General features: G+C 63.9%; 19 protein-coding genes and 1 pseudogene. 9 read left to right on the top strand and 11 right to left on the bottom strand.

Annotated elements, in window-relative coordinates; genetic code table 11:
* Positions 1-147: 147 nt before the first annotated feature.
* From DEM25_RS04195 to DEM25_RS04180, 4 genes are all read right to left on the bottom strand, one after another.
* The gene (locus DEM25_RS04195) at positions 148-888 is read right to left on the bottom strand and encodes a proteasome-type protease (RefSeq protein ID WP_109767772.1); all 741 of its coding nucleotides are present in this window, start codon (positions 886-888) and stop codon (positions 148-150) included.
* 34 nt (positions 889-922) lie between these two features.
* The gene (locus DEM25_RS04190; RefSeq protein WP_109767773.1) at positions 923-1,726 is read right to left on the bottom strand and encodes a transglutaminase family protein; all 804 of its coding nucleotides are present in this window, start codon (positions 1,724-1,726) and stop codon (positions 923-925) included.
* 3 nt (positions 1,727-1,729) lie between these two features.
* On the bottom strand, positions 1,730-2,671 hold the full coding sequence (locus tag DEM25_RS04185) for an alpha-E domain-containing protein (RefSeq protein WP_109767774.1): 942 nt from the start codon (positions 2,669-2,671) through the stop codon (positions 1,730-1,732).
* Between the two features lie 129 nt (positions 2,672-2,800).
* Positions 2,801-4,234, bottom strand: a complete 1,434-nt coding sequence (locus DEM25_RS04180; RefSeq protein WP_109767775.1) for a circularly permuted type 2 ATP-grasp protein — start codon at positions 4,232-4,234, stop codon at positions 2,801-2,803.
* 312 nt (positions 4,235-4,546) lie between these two features.
* Between DEM25_RS04180 and DEM25_RS04175 the strand changes: the two genes are divergently transcribed.
* Positions 4,547-4,969 (top strand): universal stress protein, encoded by a 423-nt coding sequence (locus DEM25_RS04175; RefSeq protein WP_109767776.1) that lies wholly within the window; start codon positions 4,547-4,549, stop codon positions 4,967-4,969.
* A 48-nt stretch (positions 4,970-5,017) separates the two neighbouring features.
* Positions 5,018-6,655: a BCCT family transporter gene (locus DEM25_RS04170; protein WP_109767777.1), complete on the top strand. Its 1,638-nt coding sequence runs from the start codon at positions 5,018-5,020 to the stop codon at positions 6,653-6,655.
* A gap of 77 nt (positions 6,656-6,732) precedes the next feature.
* On the opposite strand, the gene DEM25_RS04165 is transcribed toward DEM25_RS04170, so the two are convergent.
* From DEM25_RS04165 to DEM25_RS17555, 5 genes are all read right to left on the bottom strand, one after another.
* A complete protein-coding gene (locus tag DEM25_RS04165; protein ID WP_109767778.1) occupies positions 6,733-7,860 on the bottom strand; it encodes a beta-ketoacyl-ACP synthase III in 1,128 nt (375 codons plus the stop codon).
* 73 nt (positions 7,861-7,933) lie between these two features.
* Complete coding sequence (locus DEM25_RS04160; protein WP_245412756.1) at positions 7,934-9,712, bottom strand: SLC13 family permease; 1,779 nt, start codon at positions 9,710-9,712, stop codon at positions 7,934-7,936.
* Between the two features lie 134 nt (positions 9,713-9,846).
* Complete coding sequence (locus tag DEM25_RS04155; RefSeq protein ID WP_245412820.1) at positions 9,847-10,935, bottom strand: retron St85 family RNA-directed DNA polymerase; 1,089 nt, start codon at positions 10,933-10,935, stop codon at positions 9,847-9,849.
* A gap of 322 nt (positions 10,936-11,257) precedes the next feature.
* Positions 11,258-11,569, bottom strand: coding sequence for a hypothetical protein (locus tag DEM25_RS17560; protein ID WP_109767780.1), 312 nt, complete (start codon positions 11,567-11,569; stop codon positions 11,258-11,260).
* Positions 11,566-12,168, bottom strand: coding sequence for a hypothetical protein (locus tag DEM25_RS17555; RefSeq protein ID WP_109767781.1), 603 nt, complete (start codon positions 12,166-12,168; stop codon positions 11,566-11,568). The genes DEM25_RS17560 and DEM25_RS17555 overlap by 4 nt, the downstream gene beginning before the upstream one ends.
* A gap of 1,563 nt (positions 12,169-13,731) precedes the next feature.
* Here DEM25_RS17555 and DEM25_RS04150 point away from each other — a divergent pair.
* Positions 13,732-16,329, top strand: coding sequence for a bifunctional diguanylate cyclase/phosphodiesterase (locus DEM25_RS04150; protein WP_109767852.1), 2,598 nt, complete (start codon positions 13,732-13,734; stop codon positions 16,327-16,329).
* A 228-nt stretch (positions 16,330-16,557) separates the two neighbouring features.
* Here the strand turns inward: DEM25_RS04150 and DEM25_RS04145 are convergent, their stop codons facing one another.
* A complete protein-coding gene (locus DEM25_RS04145; protein WP_039722642.1) occupies positions 16,558-16,806 on the bottom strand; it encodes an SMc00767 family acetate metabolism repressor in 249 nt (82 codons plus the stop codon).
* A 351-nt stretch (positions 16,807-17,157) separates the two neighbouring features.
* On the opposite strand from DEM25_RS04145, the gene DEM25_RS04140 reads away from it, so the two are divergent.
* Positions 17,158-18,594 (top strand): helix-turn-helix domain-containing protein, encoded by a 1,437-nt coding sequence (locus DEM25_RS04140; protein WP_109767786.1) that lies wholly within the window; start codon positions 17,158-17,160, stop codon positions 18,592-18,594.
* A 6-nt stretch (positions 18,595-18,600) separates the two neighbouring features.
* On the opposite strand, the gene DEM25_RS04135 is transcribed toward DEM25_RS04140, so the two are convergent.
* Positions 18,601-19,467: a LysR family transcriptional regulator gene (locus DEM25_RS04135; protein ID WP_109767853.1), complete on the bottom strand. Its 867-nt coding sequence runs from the start codon at positions 19,465-19,467 to the stop codon at positions 18,601-18,603.
* Here DEM25_RS04135 and DEM25_RS04130 point away from each other — a divergent pair.
* The 5 genes and pseudogenes from DEM25_RS04130 to DEM25_RS04110 all read left to right on the top strand — a co-directional run bounded on the left by DEM25_RS04130 (position 19,436) and on the right by DEM25_RS04110 (position 25,297).
* Positions 19,436-21,143, top strand: a pseudogene (locus tag DEM25_RS04130) (glutamine synthetase family protein). The gene DEM25_RS04135 and the pseudogene DEM25_RS04130 overlap by 32 nt on opposite strands.
* Positions 21,144-21,269: 126 nt before the next feature.
* The gene (locus DEM25_RS04125; RefSeq protein ID WP_109767788.1) at positions 21,270-22,361 is read left to right on the top strand and encodes a polyamine ABC transporter substrate-binding protein; all 1,092 of its coding nucleotides are present in this window, start codon (positions 21,270-21,272) and stop codon (positions 22,359-22,361) included.
* 63 nt (positions 22,362-22,424) lie between these two features.
* Positions 22,425-23,564, top strand: a complete 1,140-nt coding sequence (locus DEM25_RS04120) for an ABC transporter ATP-binding protein (RefSeq protein WP_109767854.1) — start codon at positions 22,425-22,427, stop codon at positions 23,562-23,564.
* A gap of 24 nt (positions 23,565-23,588) precedes the next feature.
* Complete coding sequence (locus DEM25_RS04115) at positions 23,589-24,485, top strand: ABC transporter permease subunit (protein WP_109767789.1); 897 nt, start codon at positions 23,589-23,591, stop codon at positions 24,483-24,485.
* Positions 24,482-25,297, top strand: coding sequence for an ABC transporter permease (locus tag DEM25_RS04110; RefSeq protein WP_109767790.1), 816 nt, complete (start codon positions 24,482-24,484; stop codon positions 25,295-25,297). Before DEM25_RS04115 ends, DEM25_RS04110 begins: the two co-directional genes overlap by 4 nt.
* Positions 25,298-25,304 lie beyond the last annotated feature (7 nt).

Below are 25,304 nucleotides of genomic sequence, written 5' to 3'. Positions count from 1 at the left end.
TAAACTCCCTGTTGAACTCCGTCCGCCCGGCGGCGCCCATCAATCCGGGGGGCCGGGCCACGTGGGCGGAGTTAATCGCAACGGCGGACGCAAGACAAGCCAAACCGTTACCGAATGGTGAACGGGTTTCGCCGGTTGGCGACCAGTTCAGCGACCGTCGAACGAAAAGTTCGGCAACGAATGGAAGGCGCTGCGCAGCGCCTCGCTCCAGCCCTCGGAGATCGTCGCGTAATAGGCATCGCCCTGTTCGATGCGCCCCCAGGCGCCCAGTTCGAAACCGTCGCGCTCATAGATCTGGAAGTCGAGCGGCAGGCCGACCGACAGGTTCGCCTTGATGGTGGAATCGAACGAGACCAGCAGCAGCTTGACCGCATCCTCGAAGCTCATGTCCGGATCGTAGGCGCGCACCAGGATCGGCTTGCCGTACTTGGTCTCGCCGATCTGGAAGAAGGGCGTGTCGCCGCTCGCCTCGACGAAATTGCCTTCCGGATAGATCAGGAACAGGCGAGGGTCGGATCCCTTGATCTGGCCGCCCAGTATGATGGTCGCGTTGAAGGCCGCATCGGCGCTCTGGCCGGCAGGCGCATGGCTCTGCACCACTTCGCGCAAGGTATCGGCGACCATCCGCGCCACCTGGAACATGGACGGCGCTTCAAGGATGGTGGGCTGCCGGTCGCCGGGCGCCTTGGAGCGTTCGTCCAGCAGGCTGACGACAGCTTGGGTGGTGGCGAGATTGCCGGCGGTCATCATCACGATGGCGCGGTCGCCCTTCGTCTGCCAGTTGAACATCTTCTTGAAGACGGAGATGTTGTCGACGCCCGCATTGGTGCGCGTGTCGGACATGAAGACCAGCCCCTTGTTCAGGGTCAAGCCAACGCAGTAGGTCATGTGGGGTTCTCCGAATCGCTTGCCGCCGCAGCGATCATTGCTGCACCTGCAACGTGACAGCCATCTCTTCGGTTCCCGCGCCCACAAGAAGTCCCGAAATCGGCGCCGCCTCGCGATAGTCGAGCCCCGTCGCCACCCGCACGTAGCGCTCGTCCGGCGAAATCGCATTGGAGACGTCGAAGCCGACCCAGCCAAGGCCGGCAATATGCGCCTCGGCCCAGGCGTGGGTCGCGTCCTGTTCGACGCGGTCGTTCATCATCAGATAGCCCGAGACATAGCGCGCCGGATAGCCGAGCATCCGCGCCAGCGTGATGAAGATGTGGGCATGATCCTGGCACACGCCATGGCCGGCTTCGAGCGCCTCTTCGGCGGTGGTTTCGGCATGCGTGGCGCCGGTCTCGTAGCGCACCGCCGCCTCGATGGCGTTCATCAGCGCATGCATGTTCGCCACGTCGTCGCTCGCGCCCGCTTGCGCCAGATCGCGCATCAATTTGCGCAGGCCCGGGCCCGGCCTGGTCAGCGCCGTCTGCCGCCGGAAGTACCACAGCGGCGCAAACCCGCCCTGCGGTCCGACAATGCCCGTGCCGTTGGTCGATTCCACGGTGCCGTGCGAATGGATCACCACTTCGGTCGCGTCCGGGTCGAAACTGATCAGTTCGACATGGTTGTTGTGCTGGTCGTCATAGGACAGCTGCTTGCTGCCGCCGGTGATGTCGGTCTGCCACTGCTGAACCGACTGGCCGGCGCGCGACTTCGGCGTCAGCCGCACCTGCTGCAGGGCATGCCGGGCGGGCCGGTCATACTGGTAGCGGGTGGTGTGTGAGATTGTCAGCAGCATGGCTTACTCATGAAACCGGTAATCGCGTTCGATCTGCGCGCCGAGCGCCTGATTGTCGGCGATGAACCCGCTGAGGAACTCGTGCAGGCCCTCATCGAGGACTTCGTCGATCGAGCGGTTCCGGAAGCGATGGAAGCAGGAGTCGGCCATCGTGTGCGAATGCGGACGATGGCCATGGTCGGTTTCCAGATAGCCCAGATTGTCGTTGATCTTGGCATAGCAGAAGGCGAGGCTTCGCGGCAGCCGCCGGTCGAGAATGAGGAAGTGGGCGATGTCGCGCGGATTGGGATCGCCGCGCGTCACCCACCGGTAGGACTGGTAGGCCGAAACCGAGCGCAGGATCGTCTCCCACTGCACATTGTCGATGGTCGATCCGACCAGCGACAGGGACGGCAGCAGCACGTAATATTTGACGTCGAGGATGCGGGCGGTGTTGTCGGCCCGCTCGAGAAAGGTGCCCAGCCGCGCGAAGTCGAAAATCTCGTTGCGCAGCATCGTGCCGTGCAGCGCGCCGCGCACCAGCGCGCTCTGCTGGCGGATGGCGGCGAGCACGGACGGCAGGTCGCGGTCGCGCACCGGCCGCGACAACGTCTCGTTGAGCGTCATCCAGCATTCGTTGACCGCTTCCCAGACCTCGCGGGTGAGCGCCGTGCGCACCATCCGGCCATTGTCGCGCGCCTCGGCGATGACGGAAAGGACGCTTGAGGAGTTGGTGCGGTCGCGGAGCAGGAAATCGATGACGGCGGAGGCCTCGAACTGGCCGTGCCGCTCGATGTAGGCATCGCGCACGCCCGCCGTTGCGACCACCGATTCCCATTCCTTTTCGGCCGTCGCCGACCGGGTCAGCGCAATGCGGAAACCGGCATCGACCAGCCGCGCGGTGTTTTCGGACCGCTCCAGATAGCGGAACATCCAGAATATGCCGCCTGCCGTCTTTCCGAGCATCAGCGCTGCCCTCCGGCGAGCTTGCCCGGTTCAGGGCCGGTTGCGCCTGACGGAGTGTGATCGCGCGCCCGCAGCCCCGAAGGGCGAGGCTGCGTCGCACATTTGTACCGCAAACCCCGCTCGCTCGCCCTACTCATCGAGCACCCATGTGTCCTTGGTGCCGCCGCCCTGGGACGAATTGACCACCAGCGAGCCCTTCTTGAGCGCAACGCGCGTCAGTCCGCCGGGCGTGATCTTGATGCCGTTGGGCGACACCAGGACGAACGGCCGCAGATCGACATGGCGCGGCGCCAGTCCCGACTTGGTCAGGATCGGCACGGTCGACAGCGACAGTGTGGGCTGCGCGATATAGCTGCCGGGCCGCGCTTTCAGCTTCTTCCGGAAGGCGGCGATTTCCTTTTTCGAGGCCGCCGGCCCGACCAGCATGCCGTAGCCCCCCGAGCCGTGCACTTCCTTGACGACGAGCTTGTCCAGATTGTCGAGCACATGGGCCAGCGCATCCTTTTCCGAACAGCGCCAGGTCGGCACGTTCTTCAGGATCGCCTTCTCGCCGGTATAGAATTCGACGATCTCGGGCATGTAGGAATAGATCGCCTTGTCGTCGGCTATGCCCGTGCCCGGCGCATTGGCGATCGTGATGTTGCCGGCCCGGTAGACATCCAGAATGCCCGGTACGCCGAGCATGGAGGACGGGTTGAAGTTCAGCGGATCGAGGAAATCGTCGTCCACGCGCCGGTAGATCACGTCCAACGGCTGGTAGCCGCGCGTCGTACGCATCGCCACGCGCCCGTCCACGACGCGCAGATCGTGCCCTTCGACAAGTTCGGCGCCCATCTGGTCGGCGAGAAAGGCATGCTCGTAATAGGCCGAATTGTGGATGCCCGGCGTCAGCACCGCGATCGTCGGCGTGCCGTTGGCGCGGTTGGCGGGCGCGCAGGCGGCGAGCGAACGCCGCAGGTTGCGCGGATAGGTGCTGACCGGCTGCACCGCCACCGACGAGAACAGTTCGGGGAACATGTGCAGCATCGTCTCGCGGTTTTCCAGCATGTAGGAAACGCCCGACGGCGTGCGCGCATTGTCCTCCAGCACGTAGAAATCGTTCTCGCCCGTGCGCACCAGATCCGTGCCGACGATATGGGTGTAGACGCCGCCGGGCGGCTTGACGCCGATCATCTGCGGCAGGAAGGCGTCATTGCCGGCGATCAGTTCCACCGGGATGCGGCCGGCGCGCAGGATCTCCTGACGGTGATAAATGTCGTGCAGAAAGGCGTTGATGGCGGTGACGCGCTGTTCGATGCCGCGGGACAGCCGCGCCCATTCGCGGCCCGAAATGATGCGCGGCACCACGTCGAACGGGATCAGCCTTTCGGTCGCGTCCGCCTCGCCATAGACATTGAAGGTGATCCCCATGCGCCGGAAGAAGGTCTCGGCCTCGGCCGCCTTGTGCTTGAGGCGGGCGGGGTCTTCCGCCTCGAACCAGCTCCGGTAGGCGAAATAGGGTGAACGGACGCCATCGCCCCGGCCGGTCATCTCGTCGAAATGTTTCGCTGCGCCCTCCGACATTGAGCCAGCTTAGGCCATTGGAATTTCTGCGCAAGCCGGAACGTTGCCCAATTTTTCGGCAGCGCGCGGTTGCGCGCCAACCATGAACGCGTTAGCCCTTGGGCACCGTCCGTGACCCGTTGCCGTGTCCGGACGGCCGGCGCGCGGCAGACGCGCGCCAACGGGGCCACGCGCAAAAACCGACCGTATTTGTCCCAAATGCGCCCCGCCATTGCGCAGCAGGAATGATCTTGCCTGCGGCAGACGGTCACAATCAAAGCAACATGTCCGCGTGCCGGGAGCGCGCCGGGCGCACAACAATGGGAGGGCATCGTGTACAAGAAAATCGCCGTGCCGGTGGACCTGGCACACAGTGACAAACTTCAAAAGGCCATCGGGGTCGCCGCCGATCTGGCAAGGCTTCATGACGCACAGGTGACCTATATCGGCGTAACGGCAGCCACGCCGGGACCGGGCGGCCACAACCCCGACGAATACCGGGCCCACCTCGACGCCTTCGCCGCCGAGCAGGCCAAGGCGCAGGGGATCGGTGTCGCAACCCATGCCGTTGTCAGCCACGACCCGGCGGCGGATCTCGACCGGAGCCTGCTAAAGGCCGTCGAGGACATCGGCGCCGATCTGGTCGTCATGGCCACGCACGCGCCCGGCATCGCCGACCATTTCTGGCACCTCTGGCCGTCCCATGGCGGCGCCATGGCCAAACAGGCCAAGGCTTCGGTGTTCCTGGTGCGCTGACGCGCCGGGCCGAAGCGACAACGACACAACAAACGGGAGCACAGCGCCATGAGCGACGAGACAATCTCCACCGGATTGCCGCAGCCCGAAGGGCCGGCCAATCTGATCGAGACCGACTATGAGGTCGGTCAGGACAATATCGAGACCTCGATCGGCCCGTTCGGGCTCGACATCCACAATCCGGTCTTCATGATTTCGGGCCTGTCTGTGGTCGCCTTCGTCGTGCTGACGCTGGCCTTCCAGAACCAGGTCGATCCGCTGTTCAACGGCCTGCGCGGCTGGCTGACCTCGACGCTGGACTGGTTCTTCCTGGCCGCAGCCAATGTCTTCGTGCTGCTGTGTCTGGTGCTGATCGTCACCCCGCTCGGCAAGGTGCGCCTTGGCGGCCGCGACGCGACGCCCGACTACACCTATATGGGCTGGTTCGCCATGCTGTTCGCCGCCGGCATGGGCATCGGCCTGATGTATTTCGGCGTCTCCGAACCGATCTCGCACTTCACCTCGTCGCTCGGCGGAACCGCGATGGACAATGGCGTTCGCACCGACTGGGCGCCGCTGGGCGGCGCGGCCGGCGACGAACAGGCGGCCGCCAATCTGGGCATGGCCGCCACCATCTTCCATTGGGGCCTGCACCCCTGGGCGATCTATGCGATCGTCGCCCTGTCGCTGGCGCTGTTCTCCTACAACAAGGGCCTGCCGCTGACGATCCGCTCGGTCTTCTACCCGATCTTCGGCGACCGGGTATGGGGCTGGACCGGCCACATCATCGACACGCTGGCCGTCTTTGCCACCCTGTTCGGCCTTGCCACCTCGCTCGGCTTCGGCGCCTCGCAGGCAAGCGCCGGTCTCGAATACCTTTACGGCGTTCCCAACACCGACACGTTTCAGGTGATCCTGATCCTGGCGATCACCGCCATCGCCCTGATGTCGGTCGTCGCCGGGCTCGATGCGGGCGTCAAGCGCCTGTCGGAGATCAACATGGTGCTGGCCATGCTGCTGCTGGCGTTCGTCATCATCGTCGGCCCGACGCTGGCGATCATCACCGGCTTCTTCACCAATCTGGGCGTCTATCTGGCCGACTTGCCGGCCCTGTCGATGCCGTTCGGCCGCGAGGACGCCAATTTCAGCCAGGGCTGGACGGCGTTCTACTGGGCCTGGTGGATTTCCTGGTCGCCTTTCGTCGGCATGTTCATCGCCCGCGTCTCGCGCGGCCGCACGGTGCGCGAATTCATCATCTGCGTGCTGCTGATCCCGTCCGCCGTCTGCGTGCTCTGGATGACGGCGTTCGGCGGCACCGCCATCCACCAGATCGTCAATGACGGGTTCACCGGCGTTGCCGATGCGGGGCAGGACTTCAAGCTGTTCGTCATGCTGTCGCAATATCCGCTGGCCGCGATCACCTCGTTCGTCGCGATCGTCCTGGTGATCGTCTTCTTCGTCACCTCGTCGGACTCCGGCTCGCTGGTGATCGACACGATCACCGCCGGCGGCAAGGTCGATGCGCCGCTGCCGCAGCGCGTGTTCTGGTGCACCTTCGAGGGGCTGGTGGCGATCGCGCTGCTGCTCGGCGGGGGCTTGGGCGCGCTTCAGGCGATGGCGGTCTCGACCGGCTTTCCGTTCACCATCGTCCTGCTTCTGGCCTGCTTTGCCATCGTCAAAGGCCTGATGGACGAGCCCAGGGACTGACGGAGAACGCAGCGACGAAGAAAGGCCGGCCCGAACATCTCGCGGCCGGCCTTCCCTTGTTTAAGCCGCAAATCGCCCTAACCCACCTTCCGCACGATCACGCTGCCCGCCGAATAGCCGGCGCCGAACGAGCAGATGACGCCCAGATCGCCGGGCTTGAGATCGTCATTGTACTGCGAAAAGGCGATGATCGAGCCCGCCGACGAGGTGTTGGCGTATTCCTGCAAGATGTTGGGCTGTTCGCCCGGCTCCGGCGTCCGGCCCAGCACCCTGGCGCCGATCAGATCGTTCATCGCCTTGTTGGCCTGGTGCAGCCAGAGCCGCGCAATCCGGTCGGGCGCGATATTGTTGTCGGCCAGGTGTTCGATGATCAGCTCGGCGACCATCGGCACCACCTGCTTGAACACCTTGCGGCCTTCTTGCCGAAAGAGCATGTCGCGCCGGTCCTCCATGTGGCCGGGCCGGGTGCGCCGCAGAAAGCCATTGTCGTTGCGGATGTTGTTGGAGAACACCGTCTTGCAGCGGGTCGAGACGATCTCGAACCGGCCCGCCGCGTCGGACGCATCGGCGCGTTCGAGAACGGCCGCCGTGCACACATCGCCGAAGATGAAGTGGCAGTCGCGGTCGCGCCATTCCAGATGCGCCGAGCAGATCTCCGGATTGACGACGAGGATCGCCCGCGCCGAGCCGTTGGCGATCATGTCGTGCGCGGCCTGCATGCCGAAGGTGGCCGACGAGCAGGCGACATTCATGTCGAACGCAAAGCCCTCGATGCCGAGCGCCTCCTGAATTTCGATGGCGATCGCGGGATAGGCGCGCTCATGGTTCGACGCCGCGCAGATCACCGCGTCGATGTCGGCGGGCGTGCGGCCGGCCTGCGCCAGCGCCCTTTTAGCCGCGTCGAGCGCCATCTCGGCCATCACGCCGAGCTCGTCCTCGGAGCGCTCGGGCAGGACGGGGTGCATGATCTCGGGGTCGAGAATGCCGGACTTGTTCAGCACATGCCGGTTTTCGATGCCCGACGCCTTGACGATGAACTCCGACGACGAATGCGGCACCGGCTCCGTTTCGCCGGCCGCGATGGCGTCGGCATTGGCTTCGTTCTGCCGGTCGGCCCAGGCGTTGAAGGTTTCTACCAGTTCGTCGTTTGTGACGACCAGTTCCGGCGTGAAGACGCCGGTTCCCGTGATGGCGACGGTGCTCATGATGATCGGCCCTTCTGTCTGTTATCGCCGATTGTGCCTGTTTGATGTGCACCTACCGTAAACGGGGCGTTCCCTACAACGGCCACACCCACAAAATCGCCGGCACCGCCACCGCGATGACGATCACCTCCAGCGCCAGCCCCATGCGCCAATAGTCGCCGAACTGGTAGCCGCCCGGCCCCATGATGATGGTGTTGTTCTTGTGGCCGATCGGCGTCAGAAAGGCGCAGGAGGCCGCCACCGCAACGCCCATCAGGAACGGGTCGGGATTGGCGCCCAGCGAGCCCGCCACCGACACGCCGATCGGCGCGGCGATCAGCGCGGTCGCCACATTGTTCAGAAAGTCGCTCATCGTCATGGTGACGACCATCAGGACCAGAAGGATCGCCCAGGCCGGCCAGCCATTGGTGCCGCCGACAATGGCGTTGGCGATCAGCTCCGTGCCGCCCGAGGCTTCCAGCGCCGCCGACAATGGAATGAGCGAGGCGAGCAGCACGATCACCTTCCACTCGATCATCGCGTAGAAATCCTCGCCGCCCAGAAGCCCCATGGCGATATAGGCGACAACGCAGGCGCTGAGCCCGATGGCCAGCGTGGTGATGCCCGTCACCGCCAGCGCGATGGCGATGCCGAACGCGCCGATCGCCGCGGCCGCCTTGCGCCGCTGGATCAGCGCGGTCTTGCGGTCGGCCAGCGGATAGACGCCGAGCCACTGGGCGGTCTGGTCCATCCGGTCGTCCGGGCCGAGCAGCAGCAACACGTCGCCGGGCCGGATCGCCAGCTTGCGCACCCGGTCCCGGAAGCGCTTGCCGCCGCGCGAAACACCCAGCAGCGTCACCCCGTGGCGGTAGAGCAGCCGCACGTCCAGCGCCGAACGGTTCACGATGCGCGCCGTGTCCGGCACGATCGCCTCGATCAGCGTCAGATTGGCGCCGCGCAGGCCGCCATGCTTCTCCGAGCCGGCGAAATCGAGCTCCGCCGTGCCCATGAACGCCTCGATCGATTTGGGATCGCCCTCCAGCACCAGGAAATCGCCCTTGCGGATTTCCTCGGTGCGCGCAAAGCCGGGCAGCCTTTTGCCCCGCCGCACCAGGCCGATGATCTGCACGTCCTTGTCGGCGGCGTCCGGGTAAAGGTCGCGCACCATCCGCCCGATCGCCCGCGACCCCTCGCGCGCCCGCGCCTCGGCGACATAGAGCCCGGCATCCTCGTCGAGCGGCTGGCTGCCGTCGCGCGCCGGGATCAGCCGCCAGCCGGCCAGCGCGACGAACGCGATGCCCACCACCGAGACGATCAGCCCGACCGGCGTGAAATCGAACATGGAAAACGGCGCGCCGAGCGCGTCCTGCCTGTATTGCGCGATGACGATGTTGGGCGGCGTGCCGATCAGCGTGATCATGCCGCCAAGGATGGTCGCGAACGACAGCGGCATCAGGGTCAGCGACACGGCGCGCCTGGCCTTCTTCGCCACATCCATGTCGAGCGTCATCAACAGCGCCAGCGCGGCGACATTGTTGATCACCGCCGACAGCGCCGCGCCGGCCACCGCCATCACCGAGATATGGACCGGCAGCGGCCGGTCGGGCGCGACGACAAAGCGCGCGATCAGTTCGACCGCGCCGGAATTGACGAGGCCCCTTGAGACGATCAGCACCAGCGCGATGATCACCACCGCCGGGTGCCCGAAGCCGGCGAAGGCCGCGTCCGGGTCCACATGGCCGGCCAGGACGGCGATCAGGAGCGCGGCGAACGCGACCAGATCGTAGCGCACCCGCCCCCAGACCAGCATGGCGAACAGGATGCCGAACAGGCCGAAGAGAAAGATCTGGTCGGTGGTGATGTCCCCACTCATGCAAGTCTGGTGGCACAGGATGGGGTGGAGGGGAAGGGGTGGGGTACATAGTCAAGGTCTGCAGTGGGCGGAGAGCAGGCATTTGCTGCACATACAAGCCGAAGAACCATGAGGCGATGAAGCGGACATTGAGTCTACAGGTTCCTAGTCGCCCAAATCATTGCTTCCTGTCGATCATTGACGCCAATTTTTTTATAGGCTTCCTGCAACCTCTTCTTCACGGCGGCCACGGAGGCACCAAGTCGGAGTGCGATCTCTATGTTCGTTCTCCGTGGAGCAAGACTGGCGAGGGCCTCCGCTTGCCTGAAGGTCAAGCCGTTTGGAAGCGTCGGCTTTGTGCCCACCCCGATAATAGTCGCCGACTTTTTCTCAATGACTAAACGTGCACTTTCTGAAAGTTGCTGCATCTGTGCGCTCTTGGGAAACTGGCCCGCCATCCCGACCACGCCTTGAAGGTACGACAGTTCACGCCTGGTCAGCCGAGGCAGTAGGCTTAGTTTGTGAAGCGTTGCCCGCGCACGTTTTCGCCATAGCCGTGTAGGTTGGGGCTTCTCGTTAATCACCACCCCTGTAACTTCCATCCGTCCTTCAGAGCCCGAAAAACGGGTCTTTTCAGGCTTCAATTCAAATCCTGCGACTTGAACTGCTGACTCAACCAAATTGAGGAAATCTCTTTCAATCCATGACTGGGAGCTGAATGTTAGGTCATCAGCATATCGCGAATATCGGTGACCAGCCCTCTCGGCTAAGACTGATAGCTCCATGTCCAACTCCTGCAAGACGAGGTTTGCGATAGCCGGACTGGTTGGCGCGCCCTGTGGCACATGACCGTCGAGACAACACAGTTCTGATAGCATGTTTGTGACGTCGTCCTGGTAGCCGAACGACCTAAAGATTGCTTGCACCTGATCGATTGTGATTGACGGGAAAAACTGTCGAATATCAGTGTTGAGAACGTGCTTCGCGCCAAGGTGGTACTCAGCGTTTTGGACAGCACTTCGTCCAGCCACAAATCCGAATACGTACTCAGCGAACTCAACCTGGTTCAGGATGTTGTCCAGAATCCACCACTGGATGACTTTTAGGTAGGTCCGGGGTGTATCGATGTCGCGTTTGGAGCCGTCCTTCTTTTTTAAAGGGAAGGAACGATAATGCTTCTGAGGACGATGTCGGATTGAGAAAATTGTCTTTGGGCTGATCCCAAGAANACAGCGGCAATGCACCGGTGGTCGGTATGGGCGGCAGCCCCCGTTCACGGAAAATTGCAGCTTCCTCTTCGGGCAAGCCTCCTTGTTCCGCGCGAAGTATCTCTTCAAGGTGGGCAAAATCTTTAGGGAAGTAGTAGGAGCGAGTTGGCATCTACAGCAACTTCCAGTCTTTGAAGTGAAGACTGCCTTGAGCGCGTGGCCTAGGTCGAAGAGGCGTTTTGGCGGCAAGGTCCGGCAAAACGNCCTCTTCGACCTAGGCCACGAGCCCCTTCAAACCAAACCTGAACAACGGCTCGCCGAAACAACGAACAAGCTGAACGCGATACCAACTCGCACGTCACTTGTACCTCCTACGTTGTGCTTTCATCAAGAAAAAACGCCGGTTGTCGATAGAGCGTTCAAGGCCTTCCCGCCGCACCAGATGTCGAGCTTTAGGCGCTGTAAAATAGACCCCACGACGGACTTGAATGATCAAACCACGTTCGCGCGCAGTTTCGTGCGCCGTTCGAAAGTGCCCGCCTTCAATTAGCAAGTCCGCGTAGTCGGGACTGAGCAATTGTTTTGCGCTAGCTTCAATATCCTGAATTCGCGCTGGCTGGATAACGGCGAGTATCGCAAAATAGGCAAAAAGTGGCTCAACCTTTTTCATGGCGATAGCAGCTTGTTTTCTGCCACTCTATGACCTTGTTCAACTACGAATTCTTCGACAGATTTCCAGCAGGCGTCATGATTATCATAATCTATAAATAAAACCTGAGCACCTTTCTTTGTTGCTGCGGGAATAGGTCCGGTGTTCAGGTAGTTTGGATCATCCGCCTCGTGCTTTTTATCAATTATGATAAGCATTTTTCGACAGACATCTTCATGCAACGAGAACGCGCCAAGTTCCAAAAAGGAACCGGGACTGCTTGGGAGCATCACAATAGCATCAGCTGAACGCTTAGCGTGTAGCAGCTCCGCGCTCGCCGCATTGTTGCGTGGTCCCAGCAACGGATTGGCCGCGTCGACCAGACGCTTGTATTCCCCCATAGTGACAACCCAACTGAAGTCCGAAAGCCAGTGATAGAGCGCATACCTGAGACGCTTAGCTTTATTCTTTTCGCCACGACCCGGCTTTTTACCAGTCGACTCAATGTACGGCCCAGCAAGGAAAACCTTGAATTGAAGGCCAGCGGCGGTTGCCGCATTCTGAAACGCTACCTGATCCAACATCTTCAGCGTGCGCGCAGGTGGCTTGTTTACAGTCACGCCCCATCTCTCCATCCGCTAAGTTGATAAGTTTAGCCTAAGTCATCCAATCAAAACAAGCGATTGCGCGCGGTTACCAGTAGCTTCCTACTGTTAGGCTGCCCCACAAACTTCGTGATGGAGAGCAGAAACAACTGGTCCTGCGATCCGCCCATTGTTTCGCAGCTCTGATTGCGTTTTGCCCACACTCCCACCGCTTGAATGCCTGCAATCGTGCGCCCGTAGCAAATGGCCGGTTTAACGGGTCGCGTTGCGGCATCGCGCGACCTATTAAAAGACCGCTTCGGGCCGTCAGCCCCCAAGTATGACAAACCTATCCCCCTACTCCCAACCGCCCTTAAACTCCCCGCTATCCCCTCGCACCCCGGCTTTGCGCAGTGTCCGTGAACCTGACCCGGTTCATTTGGTGTTGCCGGCGGTCCGGCATGAATGCCGACGAAAGAAGGGCAGCGGGCCGCGCGTTCCTCCGTCATCCCTGTGCTTGTCACAGGGATCCATTCCGGCCGATTGCGCGGGTTCGCTGGCAGAGGCGGGCCTGGCCGCTCACCGAACCAATCGCGGTCGGCGGAACGGGACGTCGCTCAGAGACAAGGTGCGCTGCCTTTTGCCGACGCGCAGCCCGGTTCTCGCTCAGCGATCAGCCGTCGAAGCCTCTGGAATGGATCCCTGTGACAAGCACAGGGATGACGGAAGTGCGGAGGCCCCCAAAAAACTTATCCAACCGTCCGCTACCGCCCCTACACTCCCGGCCATCCCTTTCGCGGAACCTCGGGTCTAGAACCGACCATCCGGGGAAAGGGACGGCGGCCTGCCGGGCGGCGCAGAGGTGCGGCGCTGGATGCTGAATCCCCACGGCAGGGCGGAATGAAGGTGCGGAGTGTGCCGTTTGGCCCGTACCGGCAATGATCGGCCGGTGCATTTGGGTTCAGGCGGCCGACCCGGAGCGGCCGAGATTCGGTGCGGCGGTCATGCCGTGCGGCAGATGAAGGTGTCACAACGCTTCGGGACAGTGGCCCAAGGGCCGGCGCCCCGCACGGCGTTCACCGCAAGCCCGCCGGACGGGCGGTTTGGCGACCGCAACATAAAAAACTTCGGATCGCGGCTCACCAAACCGCCCGTTGTTCCAGCCCAAGGCGCACGTTGAGCGCCGGAACGGCGCGAAGCGCAAGTCCTTGGGCGATTAAAGAAGACTTCGCTCACGCCAGTCCCGCTGGCGCGGGACGGCTGCGCGTGCGCGCCGAAAGGTCGGCGAGACGGGGTCCCCGCCAGCGAGCGCGGCGGCGCGACGCTTAAGGGCGGGGATTGGCGCCCGCACCTTGGGATGAGGCAGGCGGATCCGCGTCTTTGCAGGGAAGCGCGGTGGCGGACATGCGCCTCCACACCCCGGCCCGCTTTGTGGTGCGTTAGGGTTTTCTTTCGGATTTCGGTCTAATTTTGGGCGACCTTTGACCAACCCGCACGTGGTTCCAACGCGTGAACAAGCGTTCGCACACCGATCCCAGGGACAGGTCCGGCCTGTCGCGCCTTCGTTCCGGTTTCCAGATCGGCCATCTCGCCGCGGCCATGGCGCTGGCAGTCACGCTGACGGCGGGCATCTTCGCCGAACAGCAAAACCGGAAACTGCACCAGCAGAGCGTCCGGGCCGAGGTAAACGAACAGCTTGGCCTCGTCCGGGCACGGCTGGAAGGCAATATCAACGCCAACCTGCAGCTGGCCCGCGGACTCGTCGCGGTGATTTCGGCGCGGCCCGACATCGACCAGGCGCAGTTCGCGGCCATCGCGCGCCAGATGGTCGGCAGCCATTCCCAGATTCGCAACCTGGCCGCCGCCCCCGATCTGGTCGTCGAACTGATGTACCCGGTGGAGGGCAACGAGCGGGCGATCGGTCTCGACTACCGAGAACACCGCGAGCAGCGCGGCGACGTCTTGCGGGCGGTGCGGACGGGCGAGATCGTCCTCGCCGGTCCTGTGGACCTGGTGCAGGGTGGCCGCGCCTTCATCGGGCGTTTTCCGGTTTTCACCGGACCGGAGGGGGAAGGCCGGACCGTCTGGGGGCTGCTCTCGGCGGTCATCGACGTCGATGAACTGTTCGAGGACAGCGGCGTTCTTGCCGGCGACCTGCCCATCGATATCGCCATCGCCAGCGTCGATCCGTTCGGCCGCGGCAGTTCGGTCTTCATGGGTTCGGCCGCCACCTTCGCCGACGCGCCCGTGGTCGCGACGATTGCCTTGCCGTCGGTGACCTGGCAGGTCGCGGCCGTGCCCCGCGGCGGATGGCCCGCCGGCCCGTCCAACACCTGGCAGGTGCGGATGGCCGTGGTGCTCGCCGGCCTGCTTCTGGTCGTGCCGATGTTCCTGGCCGGGCGCCTTTACGACGAGCGCCGCTCGCATGTCGCGGAACTGCGGCGGCGAAAGGAGCAGCTGCAGCGCCTGTCGCATCGGCTCGAACTTGCGCTCGATACGTCGAAGATCGGCGTCTGGGAGCTCAATCTGGACAATGGTGCCCTGACCTGGGACGACCGGATGAAGGAGCTTTACGGCATCGCTGCGGACGAAGATGCGGCATCCTACGAGGTCTGGTCGACCGCCCTGCACCCCGATGACCGGGCCAAGGCAGAAGCGGAGTTCGACAGTGCGATCGCCAGCAACGGCGCCTACAGGTCGGAGTTCCGCGTGGTCCTCAAGGACGGCACCACACGCTGGATCCGGGCGATCGGCGCGGTCCACACAAACATCGACAGCCATCGCTACATCATGGGCGTCAACTGGGATTTCTCCAGCGATGTCGAGCTTCGAAAACACCTGCTGGCGGCCAAGGAAAGCGCCGAACAGAGAACCGTCCTGCTGGAAGACGCGCGCTCGAAGATGGAGCACAATGCGTTGCATGACAGCCTGACCGGGCTGCCGAACCGGCGCTACATGGACGAATGGCTTTCGGGCCGCGGCGCCGGCTGTGAACTGGCCCTCTTCCACATCGATCTGGACCGTTTCAAGCAGATCAACGACACGCTGGGCCACGCCGCCGGCGACGAGGTTCTCCGGCATGCGGCCTCGGTCCTGCAGGAAAACGCGCAGCCGGGAGACTTCGTGGCGCGCATCGGCGGTGACGAGTTCGTCGTTGCGGTGCTGGGATCGACCGACGAAAATCGCTTGGCGGACCTTGCCGGCCGGATCATCGAACAGATGCGGCGGCCGTTGCCGTTCGAGGAAACCCACTGCCGGTGCGGTGTCAGCATCGGCATCGCAATTGCCGACAAGGGCACCTGGGACGAGGAGGTCGCCAGGCGTCTGCTGGTCGATGCCGACATCGCGCTCTATCGGGCAAAGAGAAACGGCCGCGATCGCTTCGAATTCTTTTCCGATGAATTGCGCGCGGACATCGTTCGCACCAAGCGCTTGTCCGACGCCGTACTGAGCGGGCTTGAAAACGGTGAATTCCTGCCGTTTTTCCAACCCCAGTTCGATGCCAAGACGCTGGATCTGGTGGGTGTCGAGGCCCTCGCCAGATGGGAGCACCCCACCGACGGCCTGCTGGCGCCGGCGGCTTTCCTGTCGATCGCCGAGGAGCTGAACGTTGCCAAGCTGATCGACCGCACCATCCTCGAGCAGGCGCTCTTCCAGCGCACCCGCTGGCTGGCGGCCGGCATCGAAATCCCGAAGCTATCCGTCAATGTCTCGGCGTCGCGGCTTCGCGATTCCGATCTTGCCGAGAGCCTGTCCGGTCTCCCGATCCAGCCCGGCAGCGTTTCTTTCGAGTTGCTGGAATCCATCTTCCTGGACGAGAGCGACGACAGCATCGTGCGCAATGCGGAGCATCTTCGTTCGCTGGGCGTGGATATCGAGATAGACGATTTCGGCACCGGCTACGCATCGATCAGCAGCCTGATTCACCTGCAGCCGGCGCGGCTCAAGATCGATCGCGGGCTCGTCATGCCGATGGTGGCGTCCGATCGCGAGCGCCAACTGGTGGCCGCCATCATCGAGATCGGGCACTCGCTCGGCATCGAAGCGGTCGCCGAGGGCGTTGAAACGCTGGAGCACGCCGCTCTGCTCAAGAGCCTTGGCTGCGATGCGCTGCAGGGGTTCGCGCTGGCACGGCCGATGCGCTCGGCCCAACTGATCGAATTCATACGCCAGGAAAGCTGGCGGCGGGCGGCCTAGCACTGACGGTTACGGCGGCCAGGCGCACCGGCGCCCGACTCGGCGCAGAGCTTCCGGCGTTCCATTCGCTGCGGCCGCGCCAGTCCCGCTGACAAGGCACGACGGCGCGTTGGCGCCGAAGAAGCGGCGATGCGCGGTCGCGTTGCGCCCGGGCGATAACGAGTTGGGGGCGCCGGTTGCGGGAATGCGCTGCCCCTGTGAGGGGAGCCGAGAAGCGCCTGCGCGCGTCTACTTGCCCTGGGTGACGATGACCGGGATCAAGAGGTCGCCCCAGTTCCCGTCGCCGCCATGGTGGCGGGCCGAGCGCACCAGCTCCACCGACACGCCCGCCTCCACCGCCTTCATCACGGACTGGTTGAGCCGGTGCAGATCGTTGGCCAGCATGCGGATCGCCGCCTGCTGGTCGGCGCCCATGGTGGACGACTGCTCTTCGGCGCGTTCCTTGACGTGGGTCTTGGGGCGTTCGTGGCTCGACATGTCATGCTCCGTGGCGTGGTGGCCTTTGGCCCTTATTGGCGGGGCGGCGCACAAAAGTCCACTGCCCCTTTTGGTTCAGGTCCGGACGCGGCCCGCGCCCGTCCTGCCATCCGCCGGACCTGGTAAAAACCGGTCAAAGCGATTGACCGATCATCATGGTCCGGCGTGTGACAAGGCGAGGCCGGTGGCGCCCGATGCCGACAATGCCACGCAAAAATGCAAAGACAACAGGCATCTGCCGCACTGCCGTGCTTTTGGCGTGAGCCGGTAGCGGCTTTGACGGCCTGCTTTCGTCAACTTGTCAAAACTGTCACAATCGGGCATGGATCGGCCAGCCGCAGGAGCCTTGCCATGGCCGACCAGAAGATCTTCGCCGGACCGCGCATCCGGCGCATCCGCACCCAGCGCGAACTGACCCAGACGGCAATGGCCGCAGACCTTGGCATCTCGCCGAGCTATCTGAACCTGATCGAACGCAACCAGCGCCCGCTCACCGTCCAGCTCCTGTTGAAGCTCGCCTCGGTCTACAAGGTCGATGTCAACGAATTGCAGGGCGGCGGCGAACAGGTGCTGCCGCAACTGAAAGAAATGTTCGCCGATCCGCTGCTCGCCGGCGAACTGCCCGGCGACCAGGAACTGATCGAGATTTCGGAAGGCGCGCCCAACGTGTCCGCGGCGCTCGTCAAGCTCTACCGCGCCTATCGCGAAAGCCAGGAGCGGCTGAGCGATCTGTCCGACATGCTCGCCCGGGAGGGCCGCGAGACGCGCATCGCCTCGGCGCGCCTGCCTGCCGACGAGGTGCGCGACACGCTCGAAAAGCGGCCCAACCATTTCGCGCGGCTCGAGGAGGAGGCCGAAAGCTTCACCAAGCTGCTTTCGCCGGGCGACGATCTGATGGGCGCGCTGACGGGCTGGCTGCGCGCCGACCACGGCATCTCGGTCAAGGTGCTGCCGGTCGAGGCGATGCCCGACTGGAAGCGCCGCTATGACCGCCATTCCAACCGGCTGTTCATCTCCGAGCGCCTTTCGCCGTTCGACCAGAAGCGCGAAGTGGCGATGGAGGCGGCGCTGATCCGCATGCAGGTGGCGATCACCGCCGAGATCGAGGATCTCAAACTGTCATCGAACGAAGCGCGGCGCATCGCCCGTTTCGAGATGGCGCGCTATGCCGCCCACGCGCTGATGATGCCCTATGAGCGGTTCCTGCAGGTCGCGGTGCGCGAGAAATACGATCTCGACGTGCTCAAATCGCGCTTTGGCGTGTCGTTCGAGCAGGCGGCCAACCGGCTGACCATGCTGCAGCGGCGCGGCGCGGCGGGCGTGCCCTTCTTCATGGCCGAGATCGACCAGGCCGGAAACCGCTTCCGCCGCGCCGGCGCGCGCGGCTATCCGCAGGCGCGGTTCGGCGGCTCGTGTCCCAAACTGCCTGTGCACGAGGCGTTCAACACGCCCGGCCACATATTGGTGGAAGCCGTGCAGATGCCCGACGGCGTCGAGTTCCTGATCATCGCCCGCACGCTCGAAGGGCCGCAGGGCGCCTTTCACGAACGGCCGCGCCGCACGGCGATCCTTCTGGGCTGCGAGATCGCCCACCGCAACGACATCGTCTATGGCGCGGTGCTGCGCGGCGTGCCCGATGCGCCGGGCCGGGTGCAGACGCTGCCTGTCGGCCCGGCCTGCCGGGTCTGCGAGCGCGCCGGGTGTCTCGCCCGGGCCGAACCCCCCATCACAAGGCCGCTCGGGCTCGACGACATGACGACCGGCTTCAGCGTGTTCGACTTCGTCTGACCGGCCTCATTGCGGGCGTTCGCCGCGAAACAGCGCGGCGTTCGCCTCGGCGAGCGCGGTGATGCGGCGGATCAGCGTGCGCACCTCGGGGCGATGCCGGTCGTCGGCATGGGTGACCATATATTGCACTTGCGCCAGGTCGCCGATCACCGGCCCGGCGCGCACAAGCTGCGGATCGCGATCGCCGGCAAAGCAGGGCATCACGCCCTGTCCTGCGCCGGCGCGGATCAGCGCGCGCAGCGTGTGCGGCGTGTTGGCCCATGCAACGATCTCGACGCGTTCCTGGTCGAGCAGCCAGTGCGCCGATGCGGTCAGCGCCTCGTCGCGGCCGATCGCCACCCATCCGGGCGTCGCGTCGGCGGCGGGCGATGCCGCGCGGTAGGGCGCGAACGCCACATCGGCGATCTTGCGCACCGCCAGATTGCCGCCATCGGGCGACTGGCTGCGCAGCGCGATCTCGGCTTCTCGATGGGCGATGTCGAGCCGCGCCTCTGTCGTCTTGAAGCAGACGTGGAATGCATCGCCGGGCGTCCACAGCGCGGCGAATTCGGCGGCAAGCAGTTCGGCGGTCCATGTGCCGGCGGAAATCCGAACGCCGGGCTTTTGCCCGCTCGTGCGCGACCAGTCCGTGATCGGCTGCATGGTGGCGTCCATGGCGAGCGCCTTGTCCATCAGCGTGCGCCCGTCGGCTGTCAGCCGGTAGCCGGTCTGCGACCGTTCGAACAGGACGCGGCCGACGCATTGTTCGAGCGCCGTCACACGGCGGCCGATCGTTGCCGGACTCAGTCCTGTGGAGGCCGAGGCAGCCGACAGGCCGCCCGATTGCGCCACGCGCAGGAAGATGCGCACATCGTCCCAGTTCAGGTTTTTCATTTTTGCAAAATGCTTTGCGGTTTCATGGAATTTTCGGCCGAAGGAGATGGTATTAGGTTCGAGGCATGAAAAACAAGAGGTGTTCTCATGTCCGGCATCATGCCGCCGCCCATCTTTCAGAAACCGCGCCCGCCGGCCCGATCCCGCGACGCCGAACAGCGTTTCTACGAGGTCCATGGCAACGCATTCGGCTATCGCCTTCGTGCGCTGCTGGTACCCGTCGCCCGCCTTTGGGGCGGACGGCCCGGCAAAGCCGGTCCCGCTCTTCGGTCCGGCAATACCCCTGCCGGGGCGATTGACAAGTGCGCCGTGCCGGCCTTCAAGTTCGCGCGTCGAACACAAGGATCGAGCAAGCATGACCGTGCCGTTGAAGGATGCCGAGGTGGAGCCGGGGGCGACCGGCGACCCGGATATGGCCGAGTATGACGCCTTCATGGCCGCGCACCCGGACCTTCAGGCGGTCGAATTCCTGATCGTCGATCCGAACGGCGTGCTGCGCGGCAAATGGGCGCCGGCCGACGCGCTCAAAAAGGCTTTCGGCGACGGCGTCAACTTTCCCATGTCGATCCATGGACTCGATGTCTGGGGGCGCGAGGTCGTCGAGACCGGGCTTCACATCGAAAGCGGCGATCTGGACGGTTTCTTCCGCGCGGTGCCCGGCTCGCTGACCATCGTGCCCTGGGCCAAGCGCAAGACGGCGCAGGTGCTGCTGCGCGGCCATGCGCCGGACGGGACGCCGCTGCGCTTTGACTGCCGCAACGCGCTCGGCCGCATCACCAAGGCGCTCGCCAAGCGCGGGCTGCATCCGGTCGTTGCCTTCGAACTGGAATTCTATCTGCTGGAGGCCGATGGTGCTTCCGGCGAACGGACGCCCCAGCCCGTCGGCACAGCGGTCGGCCCCGACAGGCAGCGCATGTACGGGCTCGACGATCTGGCCGAATATGGCCCCTTGTTCGAGGACATACGCGCCGCCGCGCACACCCAGTCGGTGCCGATCGATACGATTGTCAAGGAGGCCGCGCCCGGCCAGTTCGAGGTCAATCTCAAACACCGCCGCGACCCGNGCGACCTTCATGGCCAAGCCCTTCATCGAATATGCGGGCAACGGCATGCATGTGCACGCGTCCATCGTCGACGAGGCCGGCAACAACATCTTTGCCGGCGGCGACGGCGAAGCGCGGCTGGGCGGCGTGGTCGCCGAACTGATCCGCACCATGCCGCAGGCACTCTTGCTGTTCATCAACTCCTGGAACGGCTTCCGCCGCATCCAGCCCGGCTCCTATGCGCCGACCCGCGCCGTATGGGCCCACAACAACCGTTCGGTGGCGCTGCGTATTCCAGCATCGGGTGAAGAGAACCGCCGCGTCGAGCACCGCATCGCCGGCGCCGACGCCAACCCCTACATTCTTCTGTGCGCCGTCTTGCAGGCGATGATGGACGGTCTCGAAAAGATGGAGACGCCGCCGCCGCCGATCGAGGGCAACGCCTACGACACGACCGTCGGCGAACAGCTTCCCGACGACATGGATGAAGCGCTGCAGCTGACCTCTGCGGGCGCCTTTTGCGAGCGCGCGCTGGGGCCGGAACTGGCGCGCATCTACCGCGATCTCAAGCGCGCGGAAATCCTTGCTTTCTGGTCGGAAATCACGCCGCTCGAGCGCTCGACCTATCTGTAGGCCGCCGGGCGGCGCGCTGCGCGAAACCGCTTGTGCGCCGCCGAAAACACAAATAGGCTTTCCCGCAATTGCGGGCGGCGGGGCCGCCCCAAGGCGCTCACAACAAAAACCGGGAGAGCTTCTGACATGCGTTTCAAAACCCTTCTGTTCACGACGACCGCAGCGGTTCTGGCCGCCGGAGCGGCCCATGCCGAGGGCGTGGTGAAGGTCTTCAACTGGTCCGATTACATCGATGAATCGATCCTTGAGGAGTTCACCGCCGAGACCGGCATCGAGGTGGTATACGACGTGTTCGATTCCAACGAGATCCTGGAGACGCGTCTGCTGGCTGGTTCCACCGGCTACGACATCGTCGTGCCGACCGGCACGTTTCTGGCCAACCAGATCAAGGCCGGCGTGTTCCAGCCGTTGAACAAGGATGCGCTGCCGAACCTGGCCAACATGGACCCGGCGATCGCCGAGCGGCTGGAGCTCTACGATCCGGGCAACGAATATGCGGTCAACTATATGTGGGGAACGACCGGCATCGGCATCAATGTCGACATGGTCAAGGAGCGCCTCGGAGAGGATGCGGATCTTGGCAGTTGGGATCTGGTGTTCAATCCGGAGACGGCCGCCAAGCTGGAGGATTGCGGCATCTTCCACCTGAACGCGCCGGCCGAGATGATCCCGGCCGCGCTCAACTATGCCGGCATGGACCCCGATGGCCGGGATGCGGACAGCCTCGCCAAGGCCGAGGAAGTCTATGCGCCGATCCGCCCGTTCGTGCGCAAGTTCCACTCGTCTGAGTACATCAACGCGCTCGCCAATGGCGACATCTGCCTGGCGGTCGGCTGGTCGGGCGACGTGCTGCAGGCCCGAGACCGGGCCGCAGAGGCCGACGCGGGCGTCACCGTCGACTACATCATTCCCAAGGAAGGCGCGCTGATGTGGTTCGACAACATGGCGATCCCGGCCGACGCGGAAAATGTCGAACAGGCGCACATCTTCCTCGACTACATGATGCGGCCGGAGGTGATGGCGAAGGCCTCAAACTATGTCTATTTCGCCAACGGCAACGCCGCCTCCAAGGAGTTCCTCAACGAGGACGTGATCGGCGATCCGGCGATCTATCCCGATGAGGAGACGATCGGACGGCTCTACACCGTCACCCCCTACACGCAGCGCGAACAGCGCAGCGTGACGCGGACCTGGACGCGGATCACCACCGGCCAGTAAACGCACCGCCCCGGACCGCACGGCCCGGGGCGTTTCTTGTTTTCGGGGACGTTCGGGGGTCTCATGAAGTCACTGGGCAATGTGCGGCGATCGTTCACGCCATGGGCCGACGGCTCGGCCAAGCCCTATATCGCTTTTGAGAACGTCACCAAACGGTTCGGCGATTTCACCGCGGTCGACAACCTGACCATGCACGTCTATGAGCGCGAGTTCTTCTCGCTGCTCGGCCCTTCAGGATGCGGCAAGACCACGCTGCTGCGCATGCTCGCCGGCTTCGAGGAGCCGACATCGGGCGATATCTTCCTCGACGGCCAGCCGCTCAAGGGCGTGCCGCCGCACAAGCGCGCGGTCAACATGATGTTCCAGTCCTACGCGCTGTTCCCGCACCTCAATGTCGCCGACAACATCGCTTTCGGCCTGAGGCAGGAAGGCATGGAGAAGGGCGCCGTCGCCGAGCGCGTCGACCAGATGCTCAAGCTGGTCAAACTCGAACAGTTCGCCCGGCGCAAGCCCCATCAACTGTCAGGCGGCCAGCGCCAGCGCGTCGCGCTCGCCCGCTCGGTGGCCAAGCGGCCCAAGCTTCTGCTGCTCGACGAACCGCTCGGCGCGCTCGACAAGAAGCTGCGCGAGGAAACCCAGTTCGAGCTGATGGACTTGCAGGAACAGCTCGGCCTGACCTTCATGATCGTCACCCACGATCAGGAGGAGGCGATGACCATGTCCGACCGCATCGCCGTCATGGATGCGGGCACCGTCGTGCAGACCGGCACGCCCGGCGAGATCTACGAGGCGCCCAACACGCGCTATGTCGCCGACTTCATCGGCAATGTGAACATGTTCGAGGGCCGGATCACGGCCGTCGAGAACGGGCTGGCCGAGATGGAAGCCAGCGACGGGTTCGGCATCCGCGCCGTGGCTCAGCCGGGCGTGGATGCGGGCAAGCATGCCTGGTTCGCCATCCGCCCCGAAAAGGTCGATGTGACCCGTACCAAACCCGAGCAGGACCACAACGCCGTCGAAGGCGAGGTCTGGGACATTGCCTATCTGGGCGGACTGACCGTCTTCAACGTGCGGCTCGATTCCGGCGCCGTCATCAAGGCGACCGTGCTCAATTCCGAACGCGCCGTCGAAGATCCGATCGGCTATGAGGAACGGGTCTGGCTCTCGTTCGACCCCGACTGCGGCATTCTGCTGGAGCGCTGACATGGCCATCGCGGGGCGCAATCCATGAACCTCTTCCGCCGCCTGACGATCCTGGTCCCCTATCTATGGCTGCTGGCGCTGTTCCTGCTGCCCTTCCTGATCGTCTTTCGCATCTCGCTGTCCGAGCCGGTTCTGGCAATGCCGCCCTATGCGCCGCAGTTCGACATTGGCGAGGGCTGGGCTGCTCTTCGCGAGTCACTGTCGCAGCTGTCGTTCGCCAACTATGTCTGGCTGACCGAGGACGCGCTCTACCGCAACGCCTATTTCTCGAGCCTGCGCATCGCGCTGGTCTCCACTTTCCTCACGCTGCTGATCGGCTTTCCGCTGGCCTATGGCATGGCGCGCGCGTCGGAGGGACTGCGGCCCATCCTCTTGATGCTGGTCATCCTGCCGTTCTGGACCTCCTTCCTGATCCGCGTCTATGCGTGGATCGGCATTTTGAAACCCGAGGGCCTGCTCAACCAGTTCCTGATGAGCTTTGGCCTGATCGGCGAGCCGCTGACGATCCTGAACACCGACACGGCGGTCTATATCGGCATCGTGTATTCCTACCTGCCCTTCATGGTGCTGCCGATCTACGCGACGCTGGAAAAGATGGACTATTCGCTGATCGAGGCGGCGCAGGACCTCGGCTGCACCGCGCTCGGCGCGTTCTGGAAGGTCACCGCACGCCTCGCCCTGCCGGGCGTTCTGGCGGGCTGCCTCCTGGTCTTCATCCCGGCGGTGGGCGAATTCGTCATCCCCGATCTTCTTGGCGGGTCGGACACGCTGATGATCGGCAAGACGCTGTGGACGGAGTTCTTCAACAATCGCGACTGGCCGGTCGCCTCGGCGGTAGCGATCATCCTTCTGATCCTGCTGGTGGTGCCGATCGTGCTGTTCCAGAACGCCCAGGCCCGTGCGCAGGAATCGGGTTCATGAGCGGCCGCTGGACATGGTTCAACGTCTCCTCGGTCGTTCTGGGGTTTGCGTTCCTCTATATCCCGATCATCCTTCTGGTGATCTATTCCTTCAACGAATCCCGTCTCGTCACCGTCTGGGCCGGCTTCTCGACCCGCTGGTATGTCGAGATGTTCAACAATCAGGGGCTTATGGACGCGGCCTGGGTGACGATCCGTGTCGCACTGGTTTCGGCGACCGTCGCCACCGTTCTGGGCACGCTGGCGGCGCTGGCGCTGGTGCGCTACACGCGGTTCACCGGCCGGACGCTGTTCACCGGCATGGTTTACGCGCCGCTCGTCATGCCCGAGGTGATCACCGGCCTGTCGCTGCTCCTGCTGTTCGTCTCGATCAACATGGATCGCGGCTTTTGGACGGTGACGCTGGCGCATATCACCTTCTCGCTGTGCTTCGTCGCCGTTGTCGTCCAGTCGCGGCTCGTCAGCTTCGACATGTCGCTGGAAGAGGCCGCGCAGGACCTTGGCTGCACGCCGTTCGAGGCGTTCTGGAAGGTGACGCTGCCGGTGATCTTCCCGGCCGTTCTGTCCGGATGGATGCTGGCCTTCACCCTGTCGCTGGACGATCTGGTGATCGCGTCGTTCACGTCGGGACCCGGCGCGACGACGCTGCCGATGAAAATCTACTCGCAGGTGCGCCTTGGCGTCACGCCTGAGATCAATGCCGTCTGCACGATCCTGATCGGGCTGGTTGCGATCGGCGTCATCACCGCGACGCTTGTGACCAAGCAGCGTGTCGTCGCCGACGCGCGGGCGCGGCAGGCCGACCCGGCCTGAGAGCATG

The sequence above is a fragment of the Oceaniradius stylonematis genome (assembly GCF_003149475.2).
Taxonomy (GTDB): domain Bacteria; phylum Pseudomonadota; class Alphaproteobacteria; order Rhizobiales; family Rhizobiaceae; genus Roseitalea; species Roseitalea stylonematis.
This window is presented reverse-complemented; position numbering and strand designations above follow the sequence as displayed.